Raw genomic sequence first — 15,906 nt, 5'->3', positions numbered from 1 at the left:
TCAGGCGAGCCGGTGTTCGGTGGTGGAGGAATCGGGCCACCCGACGGCGACGTCGTCGCCGTCGATGCGGACGGACGGAGCGGATGCCGCGGCGCGGTCGGACAGATGCACCGCGTTCGCGATCCACCCCCCTGTCGAGACCGGATAGGTGATGACGGGGACGGATGCCGTGGCACCGAGGGGACTCGCGTCATGCCTCGTCTCGACCGAGGGCACACCGCCGGGCGTGAGCGCGGTGATGCTGCTGTGACGACCGGCAGCAGACGATGCGGCACTCCCGGAGGTGACCGTGTCGTCGACGGCATCCGCGGCGAGCGCCCAGCCGCCGATACGCAGCGCGGTGGGGGCGGCATCCGCCTCGAGCGAGTCGATGCGCACGAGGCGCACTTCCCAGGCGCCGCGCACGATCGACCAGGTGGTCACGCTGCCGGCGATCTCGATGTCTCCGGTGATGCCGGAGCCGTGTCGGGTCTGGGTGGCGGCCGGAGCGATCCAGTGCGCGGTCGCCTCGGATCCGGCGATCGCGGCATCCCCGTCACGGCGGATGCGCTGCACCCGCATGCCGGCGCGGTGCGTCGCGCGCCCGTCGGCATGCAGCAGTGCGACCGACTGCTCGAGGGGCTCGGCCCAGGCGTCGCCGTTGAGCAGCGGGCTCGCGGCTGTCGAGTATCCGAGGCGGGTGTAGAGCGGCGAGTCGCCGACGAGGTCGCCGGGTCGCGCGTGGTCGGTTCCGTGATTGATCACCCGGGCGATGCCGTCGTCGGCGGTCGCGGAGATGATCCACGCCGGGGCTTCGACGACCCGGAGCACGTCTGCGGTCCCGGTCGGCAGAGGTTCGGTGGGGGCCGACCACACCGGGTGGTCCGCGGGGAGCGCGATGCCGAGCAGACCCTTCGACGCCCAGTACGGCGATCCGGTGCCGGAGTAGTTCTGCGCGAGCCGGCGCCACTCGTCGTGCCACCCGAGGTCGAGAAGACCCTGATCGTTGGGGGCGCCGTTCTCGGCGAAGTGGCGGATGATGGCGGATGCCGCGCGGCGCAACTGCGCGGCCGGCACCGACGGCACCTCGGCGATGACGCCCGCCCAGTACGGAGCCGCCGCTGCGAATCGGTAGACGAGGCTGCGCCCCTGGATCAGCGGGGAGCCGTCGGCGCCGACGAGCGCGATCGCGTCCTGCAGGAAGGTGTCGAGGCGGGCCAGGTCGCCCTCGGTGCGGCCGCCCGAAAGCTCAGCGGCCCCCTGCATGCGCGACCACAGCACCGGGTAGAGGTGTAGGGCCCAGCCGACGTAGTGGTCGTACGAGCGGTCGTCTCCGTCGGAGATCCAGCCGCCCTCGCGGACGAACGAGTCGTGCTGCGCGAGGTCCTGATCGATGTCGGCCTGCGACCAGGGGCCGCCCACCGAGCGAAGGAAGGTCTGCACCACGACGCGGAACCACAGCCAGTTGTTGCGGGGGTAGCTGTCGTCGCCCACGACGGGGGCGAGGTAGTCGATCATGCGGTGCTGAGTGGTCTCGCCGAGGCGATCCCAGATCCAGGGGCGGGTCATGTCGAGGATCAGTGCGATCGACGCCGCCTCGACCTTGGCCTGCGCGTGCTCGTCGAGTCGCACCCACCGGTCGGGGCTCGACGGATCGACCCCGGCCGTGATGCCGCGCGAATAGAAGTCGATGAGATCGTCGACGCCTTCGCCACGGGCACCCGCGATGCGGAAGCCCGCGAGCAGGAAGGTGCGCACGAATCCCTCGAGGCCGTCGACGTCGATGCCGTATCCGCCCGAGGCACCGGGCAGTGTGATGCGGGCGTTGTTCTCAGAGGCCCACGGACGCACGGCTGCGAGCAGTCGGTCGGCGTACGCGAGCAGGTCGTCGCGAGACCACTCCGCGTTCAGCGACCACTCCGAATCACGGGGGCTCACAGCGGTCGCTGCACCGGTGCGCTCGTACGCCACAGGGTTCTCCTTTGAAGACTGCTTCGAGGTGGACCGCGACGGATGCCGTCTCTTTGCGATCGTTGGGAGATTATCACCGCATTTCGATCAAGACAAGACGTAAATATAGCTAGATCGATCATTTTCGATCAGCTAGGCTGGCTCTGTGAATCAGCTTCCCGCGCCCACCGCCGACGACCGCGCTGCCTGGTCGCACGTCGCAGCGACCGAGCTGCTCTCCCGCGCCGAGGCCGATCTCGGCACGCCGTGGCCCCAAACTCTCGCCAGCCAGGCGGCCCGCGTGCACCGCGACGGCGATCGTGTCGGCTGGGAGGATCCGGCGTTCGCGCGGCAGCATCGCCTCAGCCGCGCAACTGTCGCCGCGGCCGTCACTCTCGATGAGCGCTGGATCGACGAGGTCGTCGACGGCGTGCAGCTGCTGTGTGAGCAGAGCTCATGGTGCTGGCCCGCCCACGACGACACCTTCACCAGGCACGGCAGCGTGCTCGCGACCGTGACCGACCCCTACCTCGATCTCGGCGCGGGCGAAGTCGTGAGTCAGCTCGCGTGGATCGATCACGTGCTCGGCACGCAGCTCGATGCGCGTGCTCCCGGCATCCGCTCCCGCATCCGGCATGAGGCGCAGGTGCGCGTCTTCCGCCCCTTCGTCGAGCGCCGCGACTGGCACTGGCTGGGCCTCGACGGCGACGTGCACAACTGGAATCCGTGGATCCACTCGGGAGTCCTCACCGCAGTCGTGCAGCTTCACGACGATCCCGACCACATCATCGACCTGGTCGTCGAGGGGCTCGACCGCTATCTCGTGTCGCTGCCCGACGACGGCGCGATCGACGAGGGCTACTCCTACTGGTGGAACGGGGCATGCCGCGCGCTCGAGGCACTCGACCTGCTCGAGTACGCGACGGACCGATCGCGCCCCGACCTCGTCGGTCTGCGCGAGACCGTGGCCTTTCCGCACCGCTGCCACCTCGGCGGCGACTGGTACGCCAACCTCGCCGATGGGCAGGCACGACCGTCGGCGGATCTCCCCTGGCACGCGCTGCACCGCGCCGCCCGGCGGATCGGCGATGCGGGTGCCGCCGCCCACGCCGCCTCGCACCGCGGGATCGAGCCGTCGGAGTTCGCGGGACTCGGGCGCCTCGTCCGCGGGCTGACGGATGCCGACTGGCTCGCCGCCGAACCTGCCGCCTCTCCTCTTCCGCGAGACGTGTGGCTGCCCTCGACGCAGGTGCTGCTCGCGCGCCAGCGGGCGGGATCGGCCACAGGTCTCGGCCTCGTGATCAAGGGCGGGCACAACGCCGAGCACCACAACCACAACGACGTCGGCTCGTTCATCGTCACCTCCGACGGAGTGCCCGTGATCGTCGACGCCGGGCGACCGACCTACACGAAGGCCACGTTCGGGCCCGACCGCTACGAGATCTGGACCATGCAGAGCTCCTGGCACAACACCCCCACCATCGCCGGAGTCGATCAGTCGCCGGGGCGGGAATTCGCCGCATCCGAGGTCGAGGCATCGGTCACCGACGCAGTGTCGTCCCTGAGTCTCGACCTGGGCGCCGCCTACGGAATCGACGGGCTGACGTGGCGACGAGTCGGCGCATTCGACCGCGCTGCGGGGGTCGTCCGGGTCTCGGATGCGTGGACTGGCGCTTCGTCAGTCGGGCCGACCACCCTCAACCTCATCGTCGCCGGCAGCGTGACGGTGATCGACGACGGCGCACGCGTCACGCCGCTCGACGGTGCGACTCCCGTCGTGATCCGCTGGCCCGCCGGCATCCGTTCAGCCCTCACCGAACGGCTTCTCGACGACCCGATGCTGAGTGAGGTGTGGGGCGAGCGACTGACTCGCCTCGAACTCGACGTGAGCGCGCGCGATCATGCGTGGATCACGGTAGAAAGAGACGACGCCACCGCGGCGACGGGCGACAGCGAGGACGACCGATGACCGATCAGCAGCATGCCCCGCTGGCGCCCGCGCGTCACGCGCACATCCTCGCCGCCCTCGAACGCGACGGGATCGTGCGAGTCTCGCGCCTCACCGACGAGCTGGGCGTCGCCCCCGTGACGCTGCGCCGAGATCTGCAGCAGCTCGAGGAAGAAGGTCGCCTCGAACGCGTGCACGGCGGGGCGGTGTCGCTGCCGGCATCCGCTCCCGAAGAGCCGACGCCGGCGCAGACCGGCGGCGCGATCGGCGTGCTGGTCCCGTCTCTCGCCTACTACTGGCCGGGCGTCGTGCGCGGGATGGAGGCCGAGGCACGCAAGCAGGGGCTGCGCCTCGTGCTGCGCGGCGCCTCGTACGAGTTGCAGGACGAACGGCCCGTGCTCGAGCGCCTGATCGCATCCGACGACATCCGCGGCCTGATCGTCGCACCCAACCCCGATGTGACCCACGCGCAGGACGTGGTGCAGTGGCTCGACGCCTCCGGCCTCCCGTCGGTGTTCGTCGAGCGCGACGCCGTGGTCCTCCCCCATCGGGCCCCCGTCGAGAACGTCACCACCGACCATGCCCTGGGCGCCGTGCTCGCCGCGCGACACCTCGCCGGCCTCGGCCATCGGCGGATCGGCCTCATCCTGTCGCGGGAGTCGCCCACCGGCCGCAAGATCGTCACCGGGTGGGCGGCGGCCTGCGAAGAGCTCGGGCTCGCACCGTCCGAACACTTCGAGAGCCTCTTCCCCGATCGCAACGGGCCCGGCTTCGCGAAGGCCGTCAACGCGGCCATCGACAAGGCGCTCGATGCGGGCGTCACGGGTCTGCTCATCCACTCCGACCCCGAGGCGATGGCGTTCATCGACATCGCCCTCAACCGAGGACTCTCGATCCCGGAGGATCTCTCGGTCGTCGCATACGACGACGAGGTCGCTCAGCTCTTCACGCCCGCCCTCAGCGCGGTCAGCCCGCCGCGCGCCGCCGTGGGGGCCGCAGCGATCGACCTCCTCGCCAGGCGCATCGCCGACCCGACGCGTCCGGTGCATCGAGTCTCGCTGAGCCCGACGATGCACGCCAGGGAGTCTTCGGCACCTCCCGCCTGACCCGGCGGCGCGGTTCGGGGCGGGGCGGGGCCACTTCGGAATCCGCCCGCCCGCCAGCCGGGGCCACTTCCGCATCCGCATCCATCCGCCCGCCAGCCGGGGCCACTTCCGCACCCGCCCGCCAGGCGGGGCCACTTCCGCATCCGAAACAGCCGATTCCGATATCGAACTGACCCCGCACCGCACACCCGGTGCGATTTCGACCCCGCACAGGCCCGCCGCACGCTCGAGCCCGTGGTGCCGCGGCGCGGCGGCGCGCGGGCGCGGCAGCGAAGGGGACCGATTCAGCGCGTGCTCGAGCGCGCGACCAGAGTCGTCGGCACCACAGCGGATGCTTCGCCCTCCGGCGTTCCTTCGATCTCGGCGACGAGCAGATCGACGGCACGGTGGGCCAGGGTCGCGAAGTCCTGGCGGATGGTCGTGAGCGGCGGCCGGAAGTTGGCGGCGTCCGGGACGTCATCGAAGCCGACCACGCTGACGTCTTCGGGCACCCGCCGACCGGCTTCGGCGAGCGCGCGCAGCAGGCCGAGCGCCATCTGATCGTTGGCGCAGAAGACGGCGGATGCGTCGCGCAGCGCCAGCCCTGCGACATGTCCTGCTTCGGCACTCCAGTCACCGCGCACGACGGGCGGGGGCTCGATGCCCGCGGCGACGAGAGTGTCTCGCCACCCGCGTTCGCGCTCGGCGGCGGCGAAGGAGTCGGCCGGACCCGCGAGGTGGTGCACGATCTCGTGCCCGCTGCCGAGCAGGTGCGCTGTCGCCGCCGCAGCGCCGCCGACATGGTCGCTGTGCACGACGGCGAGGCCTGCCGAGCCCGGCGCATCGACCACGACGAGTCGCAGCCCGGGCGGACGCTGCGCCGCGGGCACCAGTGCCGAAGCCTCGTTGAGCACGATCGCCCCGTCGACCTCCTGCTCGGCCAATCGCTCGAATGCGCCGGCGACGCTCTCGCCCGCCGTCACGAGGGTGAGGGCGTACCCTCTCTCGGCGGCCGCCTCGGCGGTGGCCTGCAGCATCCGAGAATTTCCGACCGTCGCGAGGGTCGTGACCACGAGCCCGATGGTCTGGGAGCGGCCCGTGCGGAGTGCCCTCGCCGCGCGGTGCGGCCGGTAGCCGAGCTCGGCCATGGCCTGCTCGACGCGTTCGCGAGTGGCGGGGTCGACGCGCGGGCTGTCGTTGACGACGCGCGACACGGTCTGCCCCGAGACTCCGGCGCGTGCGGCGACCATCGCCATCGAGACGCGTCCTGATGCCGGGCGCCCCCGACGCGGCGAGCGGGGTGTGGAACCGGAGAGAAGATCGTCGGTCATCGGCTCCTCCATCTCTCCCCGGCCGGAGTAGTAGACGCGTTCACGACTCGGCAGTGTTGACGTTACCACGGCGGTCTGCGTACCATGTTTACGTGAACACGCATGATGCTGCTGAGTTGCGAACCGAAACCCTGACGGCCGGAGTGGTCAAGCGAGCGACGACGCTCGCCGACGGTCGGGAGCTCTTCTACTTCGACGACCCCGACACGACGCTCGGAGACGAGCGCGGGGTGGACGTCCGCACGCTCGACCCGCGGGGCGAGACCGCCTCGATGCGTCTCGATGTGCTGACCGGTGACTGGATCACGGTGGCCGCGAACCGGCAGAACCGCGTCATGATGCCGAGCGCCGATGCCGACCCGCTCGCTCCGCAGTCGCCCACCAACCCTTCCGAGGTACCGTCGCGGTACGACGTGGCGGTGTTCGAGAACCGCTCCCCGGCCTTCGGCCCCGCACTCGCCGAGGCCGTCGGCATCGCCCCGGCCGCGAGCAACCCCCCGCGCGGGCTCGACGATCTGGCGGCCCTCGGTCTCGGCCGCGCCCGCACATCTGTCGGGCGCTGCGAGGTCGTCTGCTTCAGTCCCGAGCACACCGGATCCTTCGGCACTCAGTCCGTCACTCGTGCGCGCACCGTGATCGAGGCATGGGCCGACCGCACCGCCGCCCTCTCGAAGCTTCCGGGTATCGAGCAGATCTTCCCGTTCGAGAACCGAGGCGAGGCCATCGGCGTCACCCTGCCGCATCCGCACGGTCAGATCTACGCCTACCCGTACGTGACGCCCCGCACGACCCGCGTGCTCGATTCGATCGACCGCACCGCACCGGATCTCTTCCAGCGCATCCTCGAGTTCGAACAGGGCTCTGATCGTGTCGTCTTCCGCGGTGAGCACTGGACGGCGTTCGTGCCGTTCGCTGCTCGTTGGCCTCTCGAGGTTCACCTGATGCCGCACCGTCACGTGCCCGACTTCGCCGCGACGACGGATGCCGAGCGCGACGAGCTCGCCCCCCTCTACCTGCGTCTACTGCGGAGCGTCGACGCGCTCTACGACACCCCGACGCCGTACATCGCCGCCTGGCACCAGGCTCCGGTCAACGTCGGGCGCGAGAGCGTGCGCCTGCACCTGCAGCTCACGAGCCCCCGGCGTGCAGCCGACAAACTCAAGTTCCTCGCCGGCTCCGAGGCCGCCATGTGGGCGTGGGCCGCCGAGGTCACCCCCGAGCAGGGTGCCGCGCGCATCCGCGAGGCCATCGCTAAGGCAGACGCCGCCGGCTCCGTCGTGACCAGCACCGACATCACAGGCGTCACCGCCGACACCACCGCAGAAGAGGCATCCGCATGACCACCGCCACCACCCAGCACACCGCCACGACGCTCTTCACCGATCTGACGGGCAACGCCCCGGTCGGGGTCTGGTCAGCACCCGGTCGCGTGAACCTCATCGGCGAGCACACCGACTACAACGACGGCTTCGTGCTGCCGTTCGCCATCCCGCACCGCACCGTGGCTGCCGTGGGAACCCGCGAGGATGCTCGCATCCGGGTCGCATCGACGTTCGCCGACGAGGCGGTGGAGGTCTCGCTCGACGAGCTCGACGACCTCTTCCCGACGGCGACCGGCGCGCACCCGGCGGTGCCCGAGTGGGCCGCATACCCTCTGGGAGTCGCGTGGGCTCTGCGCCAGTCGGGAATCACAGGATCAGGCGTCGACATCGCGATCGCCTCCGACGTGCCCGTGGGCGCCGGCCTCTCGTCGTCGGCGGCGATCGAGGGCGCCACCGCCACCGCGCTCAACGACCTCTGGGATGCCGGGCTCGATCGAATCGCACTCGCACGCATCGGCCGCCGCGCCGAGAACGAAGCCGTCGGCGCCCCCACCGGCATCATGGACCAGATGGCGTCGATGCTGGGTGAGCCCGACGCCGCCATCTTCCTCGACTGCCGTTCGCTCGACGCTTCGCTGGTGCCCGTGGGCATCGCGGAGGCCGGACTCGCGATCCTCGTGATGGACACGCGCGTCAAGCACGCGCACTCCACCGGCGGCTACGGCGAGCGGCGCGCGGCCTGTGAACGCGGCGCAGCGATCATGGGTGTGCCGAGCCTGCGCGACGTATCGGTCGACGACCTTGCTCGCGCCGAAGGACTCATGGACGACGTGACCTTCCGCCGCGTGCGCCATGTCGTGACCGAGAACCAGCGCGTGCTCGACACGGTTCGGGTTCTTCGCGAGCAGGGAGCGCGCGCGATCGGCGATCTTCTCGTCGCCTCTCACGCATCCATGCGTGATGATTTCGAGATCTCCGTGCCCGAGCTCGACACCGCAGTCGAGACCGCACTCGCATCCGGCGCGATCGGCGCACGCATGACCGGTGGCGGCTTCGGCGGCGCCGCGATCGCGCTGGTCGAGCAGGATGCCGTTCAGCAGGTGTCGGATGCGGTCACCGCCGCGTTCGCCGACCAGGGATTCGCCGAGCCGGTCATCTTCACCGTCACGCCTGCGGCAGGCGCGCACCGCGATAACTGACGGTCGACCTGTCGCCTTCATGGCGGCTGTCCCCCAAACCAGTGCGGCCCCGATCTGCGGACGTCGTTCCGATTCGCGGACTGATCCACGGGATGAGTACGCAAATCGGGACGGCGTCCGTCGTTCGTACAGCCGCCTCCCGAGCCCCCTGAGATACTGAACTCTCAAACACCTGAGGAGCACCATGTCCTGGATCGTCACCGGCGGCGCCGGCTACATCGGATCGCACGTCGTTCGTGCACTGGCGGATGCGGGGCTCTCACCCGTAATCCTCGATGACCTCTCCAGCGGAGTCGCGTCGTTCATTCCCGAAGGCGTGCCCTTCGTGAACGGCAGCATCCTCGACCGCGAACTCGTCGAGAAGACCCTGCGCGACCACGACGCCGAAGGCGTGATCCACGTCGCGGGCTTCAAGTACGCAGGCGTCTCGGTGCAGAGGCCGCTGCACACCTACGCGCAGAACGTCGAGGGCACCCGCGTGATCCTCGAGGCGATGGATGCCGCAGGCGTCACGAACCTCGTCTTCTCGTCGTCGGCCGCGGTGTTCGGCACCCCCGACGTGGCTCTCGTCGTCGAAAGCACTGAGAAGAAGCCTGCCAGCCCCTACGGTGAGTCGAAGCTCATCGGAGAGTGGCTGCTCCGCGATCAGGCGGTCGCCACGGCCGACAGCGCCCGGCCGCTGCGCCACACGTCGCTGCGCTACTTCAACGTGGTGGGCTCCGCCGACCCGACGGTCTACGACGTGAGCCCGCACAATCTCTTCCCGATCGTGTTCGAGGCGCTGCTGGCCGGCAAGACCCCGCGCATCAACGGCGACGACTACGACACCGAAGACGGTACGAACGTGCGCGACTACGTGCACGTCGGTGACATCGCCGCAGCGCACGTGGCGGCCGCACAGCGCCTTGCCGCCGGAGAGCCCATCGAGCCGGCGTACAACCTCGGCTCCGGAGACGGCCTCAGCGTGAAGCAGATCATGGATGCCGTCGCCCGAGTGACGGGTATCGACTTCACGCCCGAGATCGGCCCCCGCCGTGCGGGTGACCCTGACCGCATCGTCGCCACCGGCGAGCTCGCTGCACGCGACCTCGACTGGAAGATGCGTTACTCGGTGGACGAGATGGTGCGTACCGGCTGGGAAGCACGACGTAACGCTTCGTGACCTGCTGACCCTCAGATACACAGAAGGGCCCTTCCTCATCAGAGGAAGGGCCCTTTCGCTGTCGTCGCGACGACGCTCGCGATCGCGTTAACGCAGAAAAGCCACCCAACATTGGGTGGCTTTTCTGTTTAAAAGAAGTCCGGCGGTGTCCTACTCTCCCACAGGGTCCCCCCTGCAGTACCATCGGCGCTGTGAGGCTTAGCTTCCGGGTTCGGAATGTAACCGGGCGTTTCCCTCACGCTATGGCCGCCGAAACACTATTGATGTTTCAATCAAACACATAACAAAGTCATTGTCATGCGGTTCTCGACCGTACATCGAGAACCACTCAGTGGACGCGTAGCACCAACAAACGGTGTGTTATCAAGTCATCGGCTTATTAGTACCAGTCAGCTGCATGCATTGCTGCACTTCCACATCTGGCCTATCAACCCAGTAGTCTGGCTGGGAGCCTCTCACCCGAAGGTATGGAAATCTCATCTTGAGGCCGGCTTCCCGCTTAGATGCTTTCAGCGGTTATCCATCCCGAACGTAGCTAATCAGCGGTGCTCCTGGCGGAACAACTGACACACCAGAGGTTCGTCCAACCCGGTCCTCTCGTACTAGGGTCAGATCCTCTCAAATTTCCTACGCGCGCAGCGGATAGGGACCGAACTGTCTCACGACGTTCTAAACCCAGCTCGCGTACCGCTTTAATGGGCGAACAGCCCAACCCTTGGGACCTACTCCAGCCCCAGGATGCGACGAGCCGACATCGAGGTGCCAAACCATGCCGTCGATATGGACTCTTGGGCAAGATCAGCCTGTTATCCCCGAGGTACCTTTTATCCGTTGAGCGACAGCGCTTCCACAAGCCACTGCCGGATCACTAGTCCCGACTTTCGTCCCTGCTCGACCTGTCAGTCTCACAGTCAAGCTCCCTTGTGCACTTACACTCGACACCTGATTGCCAACCAGGTTGAGGGAACCTTTGGGCGCCTCCGTTACTTTTTGGGAGGCAACCGCCCCAGTTAAACTACCCACCAGGCACTGTCCCTGAACCGGATTACGGTTCGAAGTTAGATATCCAGAGTGACCAGAGTGGTATTTCAACAATGACTCCACATGAACTGGCGTCCATGCTTCACAGTCTCCCACCTATCCTACACAAGCCACACCGAACACCAATACCAAGCTGTAGTAAAGGTCACGGGGTCTTTCCGTCCTGCTGCGCGTAACGAGCATCTTTACTCGTAATGCAATTTCGCCGAGTTCGCGGTTGAGACAGTTGGGAAGTCGTTACGCCATTCGTGCAGGTCGGAACTTACCCGACAAGGAATTTCGCTACCTTAGGATGGTTATAGTTACCACCGCCGTTTACTGGGGCTTAAATTCTCAGCTTCGCCTTGCGGCTAACCGGTCCTCTTAACCTTCCAGCACCGGGCAGGCGTCAGTCCGTATACATCGTCTTGCGACTTGGCACGGACCTGTGTTTTTAGTAAACAGTCGCTACCCACTAGTCTCTGCGGCCACCACACCCTTTTCGGAGCAAGTCCGTATAAGTGGATGGCCCCCCTTCTCCCGAAGTTACGGGGGCATTTTGCCGAGTTCCTTAACCACGATTCTCTCGATCTCCTTGGTATTCTCTACCTGACCACCTGAGTCGGTTTGGGGTACGGGCGGCTAGAACCTCGCGTCGATGCTTTTCTTGGCAGCATAGGATCACCCACTTTTTATCCGCATCGTGTCTCAGCCTGTATGAACGGCGGATTTGCCTACCGTTCGGCCTACGCACTTGCACCAGGACAACCATCGCCTGGCTTGGGCTACCTTCCTGCGTCACACCTGTTAATACGCTAACCGCACCAGAATGGGGTCGTGCGCTAGGCCCACCGCGTCACCCCGAAGGGATCAGTCAGTGGGATTCAGACACTTAGCACTACTGGATTAGCTTGGGCGGTTCTTCGCCGGTACGGGAATATCAACCCGTTGTCCATCGACTACGCCTGTCGGCCTCGCCTTAGGTCCCGACTTACCCAGGGAAGATTAGCTTGACCCTGGAACCCTTGGTCTTTCGGAGGACGTGTTTCTCACACGTCTTTCGCTACTCATGCCTGCATTCTCACTCGTGTAGCCTCCACGGCTGGTTTACACCGCCGCTTCGCTGGCCACACGACGCTCTCCTACCCATCAACACGGCTGGACCACGAAGGCCTACCAATAATGTCAATGCCACAACTTCGGTGGCGTGCTTGAGCCCCGTTACATTGTCGGCGCGGAATCACTTGACCAGTGAGCTATTACGCACTCTTTCAAGGGTGGCTGCTTCTAAGCCAACCTCCTGGTTGTCAAGGCAACTCCACATCCTTTCCCACTTAGCACGCGCTTTGGGACCTTAGTTGGTGGTCTGGGTTGTTTCCCTCTCGACTATGAAGCTTATCCCCCACAGTCTCACTGCTGCGCTCTCACTTACCGGCATTCGGAGTTTGGCTGACGTCAGTAACCTTGTAGGGCCCATCGGCCATCCAGTAGCTCTACCTCCGGCAAGAAACACGCAACGCTGCACCTAAATGCATTTCGGAGAGAACCAGCTATCACGAAGTTTGATTGGCCTTTCACCCCTATCCACAGCTCATCCCCTCAGTTTTCAACCTAAGTGGGTTCGGTCCTCCACGACGTCTTACCGTCGCTTCAACCTGGCCATGGATAGATCACTTCGCTTCGGGTCTAGGACATGCGACTGAATCGCCCTATTCAGACTCGCTTTCGCTACGGCTACCCCACACGGGTTAACCTCGCCACATATCGCTAACTCGCAGGCTCATTCTTCAAAAGGCACGCTGTCACAGCTACTAAGGCTGCTCCAACGGTTTGTAAGCAAACGGTTTCAGGTACTATTTCACTCCCCTCCCGGGGTACTTTTCACCTTTCCCTCACGGTACTTGTCCGCTATCGGTCATCTGGGAGTATTTAGGCTTATCAGGTGGTCCTGACAGATTCACACGGGATTTCACGGGCCCCGTGCTACTTGGGATACTCTTCGCGCCACGGTTGGCATTTCGACTACGGGGTTGGCACCCTCTATGACCGGCCTTTCAAGACCGTTCGTCTATACCATCGTGTAACGCCGCCATCTCGGCAGAGATGACTGAAAAGTCCCACAACCCCCAACGTGCAACGCCTGCCGGCTATCACACACGCTAGGTTTAGCCTGTTCCGGTTTCGCTCGCCACTACTAACGGAATCGCGGTTGCTTTCTCTTCCTGTGGGTACTGAGATGTTTCACTTCCCCACGTTCCCTCTACCCGCCCTATATATTCAGGCGGGAGTCACTAGGTCGGCACGCCGCCCAGCGGGGTTTCCCCATTCGGACACCCTCGGATCAAAACTTGCTTATCAGTTCCCCGAGGCTTATCGCAGATTGCTACGTCCTTCTTCGGCTCCAGATGCCAAGGCATCCACCGTTTGCTCTTAAAGACTTGAAATCACATGAGTTTGAATCAGAATCGACACCAGGCCGAAGCCTGGCATGAAATTGACTAATGATCTTTAAGATCATCTTGTGCAACCGACCGAAGCCGGCTGCAAGATGCTCGCGTCCACTGTGTAGTTCTCAAAGTACGGGCGGTACCCCTTCTCGCAACCCCACACGGGGGAAACAACAAGAGGCCCAGAGGTACAGAAACGAATCCAAAGGATTCGCATCCGGTCCCTCAGGACCCAACAGCGTGCAGACACCGGCCCCCAACCCCAGACCATTCCAACAACCGAAGTTGCGTACTAGCTCCAAGATCAGATCTCGATGTCATGTCAAATGTTCCACCCATGAGCTCCCAGCGAAGAACGTATGCCTTCGAACTGGGTTCTGGACTCCGAAGAGTCAGATGCTCCTTAGAAAGGAGGTGATCCAGCCGCACCTTCCGGTACGGCTACCTTGTTACGACTTAGTCCTAATTACCGATCCCACCTTCGACGGCTCCCTCCACAAGGGTTAGGCCACCGGCTTCAGGTGTTACCGACTTTCATGACTTGACGGGCGGTGTGTACAAGACCCGGGAACGTATTCACCGCAGCGTTGCTGATCTGCGATTACTAGCGACTCCGACTTCATGAGGTCGAGTTGCAGACCTCAATCCGAACTGGGACCGGCTTTTTGGGATTCGCTCCACCTCGCGGTATTGCAGCCCTTTGTACCGGCCATTGTAGCATGCGTGAAGCCCAAGACATAAGGGGCATGATGATTTGACGTCATCCCCACCTTCCTCCGAGTTGACCCCGGCAGTATCCCATGAGTTCCCACCATTACGTGCTGGCAACATAGAACGAGGGTTGCGCTCGTTGCGGGACTTAACCCAACATCTCACGACACGAGCTGACGACAACCATGCACCACCTGTTTACGAGTGTCCAAAGAGTTGACCATTTCTGGCCCGTTCTCGTATATGTCAAGCCTTGGTAAGGTTCTTCGCGTTGCATCGAATTAATCCGCATGCTCCGCCGCTTGTGCGGGTCCCCGTCAATTCCTTTGAGTTTTAGCCTTGCGGCCGTACTCCCCAGGCGGGGAACTTAATGCGTTAGCTGCGTCACGGAATCCGTGGAATGGACCCCACAACTAGTTCCCAACGTTTACGGGGTGGACTACCAGGGTATCTAAGCCTGTTTGCTCCCCACCCTTTCGCTCCTCAGCGTCAGTTACGGCCCAGAGATCTGCCTTCGCCATCGGTGTTCCTCCTGATATCTGCGCATTCCACCGCTACACCAGGAATTCCAATCTCCCCTACCGCACTCTAGTCTGCCCGTACCCACTGCAGGCCGGAGGTTGAGCCTCCGGATTTCACAGCAGACGCGACAAACCGCCTACGAGCTCTTTACGCCCAATAATTCCGGATAACGCTTGCGCCCTACGTATTACCGCGGCTGCTGGCACGTAGTTAGCCGGCGCTTTTTCTGCAGGTACCGTCACTTTCGCTTCTTCCCTGCTAAAAGAGGTTTACAACCCGAAGGCCGTCATCCCTCACGCGGCGTTGCTGCATCAGGCTTGCGCCCATTGTGCAATATTCCCCACTGCTGCCTCCCGTAGGAGTCTGGGCCGTGTCTCAGTCCCAGTGTGGCCGGTCACCCTCTCAGGCCGGCTACCCGTCGACGCCTTGGTGAGCCATTACCTCACCAACAAGCTGATAGGCCGCGAGCCCATCCCCAACCAATAAATCTTTCCAACCACTGAAGATGCCTTCGTGGTTCGTATCCAGTATTAGACGCCGTTTCCAGCGCTTATCCCAGAGTCAGGGGCAGGTTGCTCACGTGTTACTCACCCGTTCGCCACTGATCCACCCAGCAAGCTGGGCTTCACCGTTCGACTTGCATGTGTTAAGCACGCCGCCAGCGTTCATCCTGAGCCAGGATCAAACTCTCCGTAAAAAAGAAATGCATACGACACCGGGAAAACGGTGACGCAGCGAGTTTGATGCTGACCAAAGAGACAAATCATTGCTGACTTTATCCGTTGCCAACCCCACAAGGAGGTTGGTCTTTGATCCAAAGGAATCTCATCCAGCCGAAGCTGAATCGAGGTTATTTGGCATTTGACAAGTGCACGCTGTTGAGTTCTCAAGGATCGGATGCTCCCACGACCCAGTCATCACAACCAGGCCCGAAGGGCAACTTCTCTATCTTATCTGTGCTTTTCAGCCTGTCAAATCGACACGCCGTGAGGCTCAGAACCAGATCTGCAGCTCGGGGCTCAAGGCCGCCGAGGCAACTTCACTAGCTTATCCGTTTCGCAGTGGCTGTCAAATCGACTGCCGCTCCGATGTGGATGCTCCAGGTCAGACAGAAGTATGTCTGCGATCTTCTCCGAGGAGCTGATCGAGTGGAGGTGGTTCTCCGCTTGAGGGGGGTAAGGCTCTCGGCCTCTCCGCTTCCCTGTGGGGCGAACAAGTAATAAGTTACGC

The 15,906-nt window shown here is 64.3% G+C and carries 7 protein-coding genes and 3 rRNA genes; 5 read left to right on the top strand and 5 right to left on the bottom strand.

The genetic code is table 11. From position 1 onward, the window contains the following. The gene (locus tag ACZZZN_RS00050) at positions 1-1,950 is read right to left on the bottom strand and encodes a DUF2264 domain-containing protein (protein ID WP_463503222.1); all 1,950 of its coding nucleotides are present in this window, start codon (positions 1,948-1,950) and stop codon (positions 1-3) included. 145 nt (positions 1,951-2,095) lie between these two features. Here ACZZZN_RS00050 and ACZZZN_RS00045 point away from each other — a divergent pair, with 145 nt between their 5' ends. Both ACZZZN_RS00045 and ACZZZN_RS00040 read left to right on the top strand, forming a co-directional pair. Continuing rightward, positions 2,096-3,898 carry a heparinase II/III domain-containing protein gene (locus ACZZZN_RS00045; RefSeq protein WP_463503221.1) on the top strand — a complete coding sequence of 601 codons (1,803 nt, stop codon included), beginning with the start codon at positions 2,096-2,098 and terminating at the stop codon, positions 3,896-3,898. Then, the gene (locus ACZZZN_RS00040) at positions 3,895-4,983 is read left to right on the top strand and encodes a LacI family DNA-binding transcriptional regulator (protein ID WP_463503220.1); all 1,089 of its coding nucleotides are present in this window, start codon (positions 3,895-3,897) and stop codon (positions 4,981-4,983) included. Before ACZZZN_RS00045 ends, ACZZZN_RS00040 begins: the two co-directional genes overlap by 4 nt. Before the next feature lie 284 nt (positions 4,984-5,267). On the opposite strand, the gene ACZZZN_RS00035 is transcribed toward ACZZZN_RS00040, so the two are convergent. Continuing rightward, positions 5,268-6,218 (bottom strand): LacI family DNA-binding transcriptional regulator, encoded by a 951-nt coding sequence (locus ACZZZN_RS00035; protein ID WP_463506519.1) that lies wholly within the window; start codon positions 6,216-6,218, stop codon positions 5,268-5,270. 167 nt (positions 6,219-6,385) lie between these two features. On the opposite strand from ACZZZN_RS00035, the gene galT reads away from it, so the two are divergent. From galT to galE, 3 genes are all read left to right on the top strand, one after another. Beyond that, positions 6,386-7,633: a galactose-1-phosphate uridylyltransferase gene (galT, locus tag ACZZZN_RS00030; RefSeq protein WP_463503219.1), complete on the top strand. Its 1,248-nt coding sequence runs from the start codon at positions 6,386-6,388 to the stop codon at positions 7,631-7,633. Beyond that, positions 7,630-8,814 (top strand): galactokinase, encoded by a 1,185-nt coding sequence (gene galK, locus ACZZZN_RS00025; protein WP_463503218.1) that lies wholly within the window; start codon positions 7,630-7,632, stop codon positions 8,812-8,814. The genes galT and galK overlap by 4 nt, the downstream gene beginning before the upstream one ends. A 184-nt stretch (positions 8,815-8,998) precedes the next feature. Continuing rightward, on the top strand, positions 8,999-9,976 hold the full coding sequence (gene galE / locus ACZZZN_RS00020; protein ID WP_463503217.1) for a UDP-glucose 4-epimerase GalE: 978 nt from the start codon (positions 8,999-9,001) through the stop codon (positions 9,974-9,976). Positions 9,977-10,113: 137 nt separating this feature from the next. On the opposite strand, the gene rrf is transcribed toward galE, so the two are convergent. The 3 genes from rrf to ACZZZN_RS00005 all read right to left on the bottom strand — a co-directional run bounded on the left by rrf (position 10,114) and on the right by ACZZZN_RS00005 (position 15,373). Then, positions 10,114-10,230: ribosomal RNA gene (rrf, locus tag ACZZZN_RS00015) — 5S ribosomal RNA — on the bottom strand. Between the two features lie 105 nt (positions 10,231-10,335). Then, positions 10,336-13,440: ribosomal RNA gene (locus ACZZZN_RS00010) — 23S ribosomal RNA — on the bottom strand. Between the two features lie 410 nt (positions 13,441-13,850). After that, positions 13,851-15,373, bottom strand: a 16S ribosomal RNA gene (locus tag ACZZZN_RS00005). Together the 16S, 23S and 5S rRNA genes form the textbook arrangement of a ribosomal RNA operon. Between the last annotated feature and the right edge of the window lie 533 nt (positions 15,374-15,906).

The sequence above is a fragment of the Microbacterium sp. AC145 genome, assembly GCF_979258505.1.
The sequence above is the reverse complement of the archived record's forward strand: the minus strand, read 5'-3'. Positions and strand labels throughout refer to the sequence as shown.

Coding starts and splice junctions, on each gene's coding strand:
- ACZZZN_RS00040 (WP_463503220.1), top strand. CDS start 3,895: ATGACCGATCAGCAGCATGCCCCGCTGGCGCCCGCGCGTCACGCGCAC.
- ACZZZN_RS00035 (WP_463506519.1), bottom strand. CDS start 6,218: ATGGCGATGGTCGCCGCACGCGCCGGAGTCTCGGGGCAGACCGTGTCG.
- galK (WP_463503218.1), top strand. CDS start 7,630: ATGACCACCGCCACCACCCAGCACACCGCCACGACGCTCTTCACCGAT.
- galE (WP_463503217.1), top strand. CDS start 8,999: ATGTCCTGGATCGTCACCGGCGGCGCCGGCTACATCGGATCGCACGTC.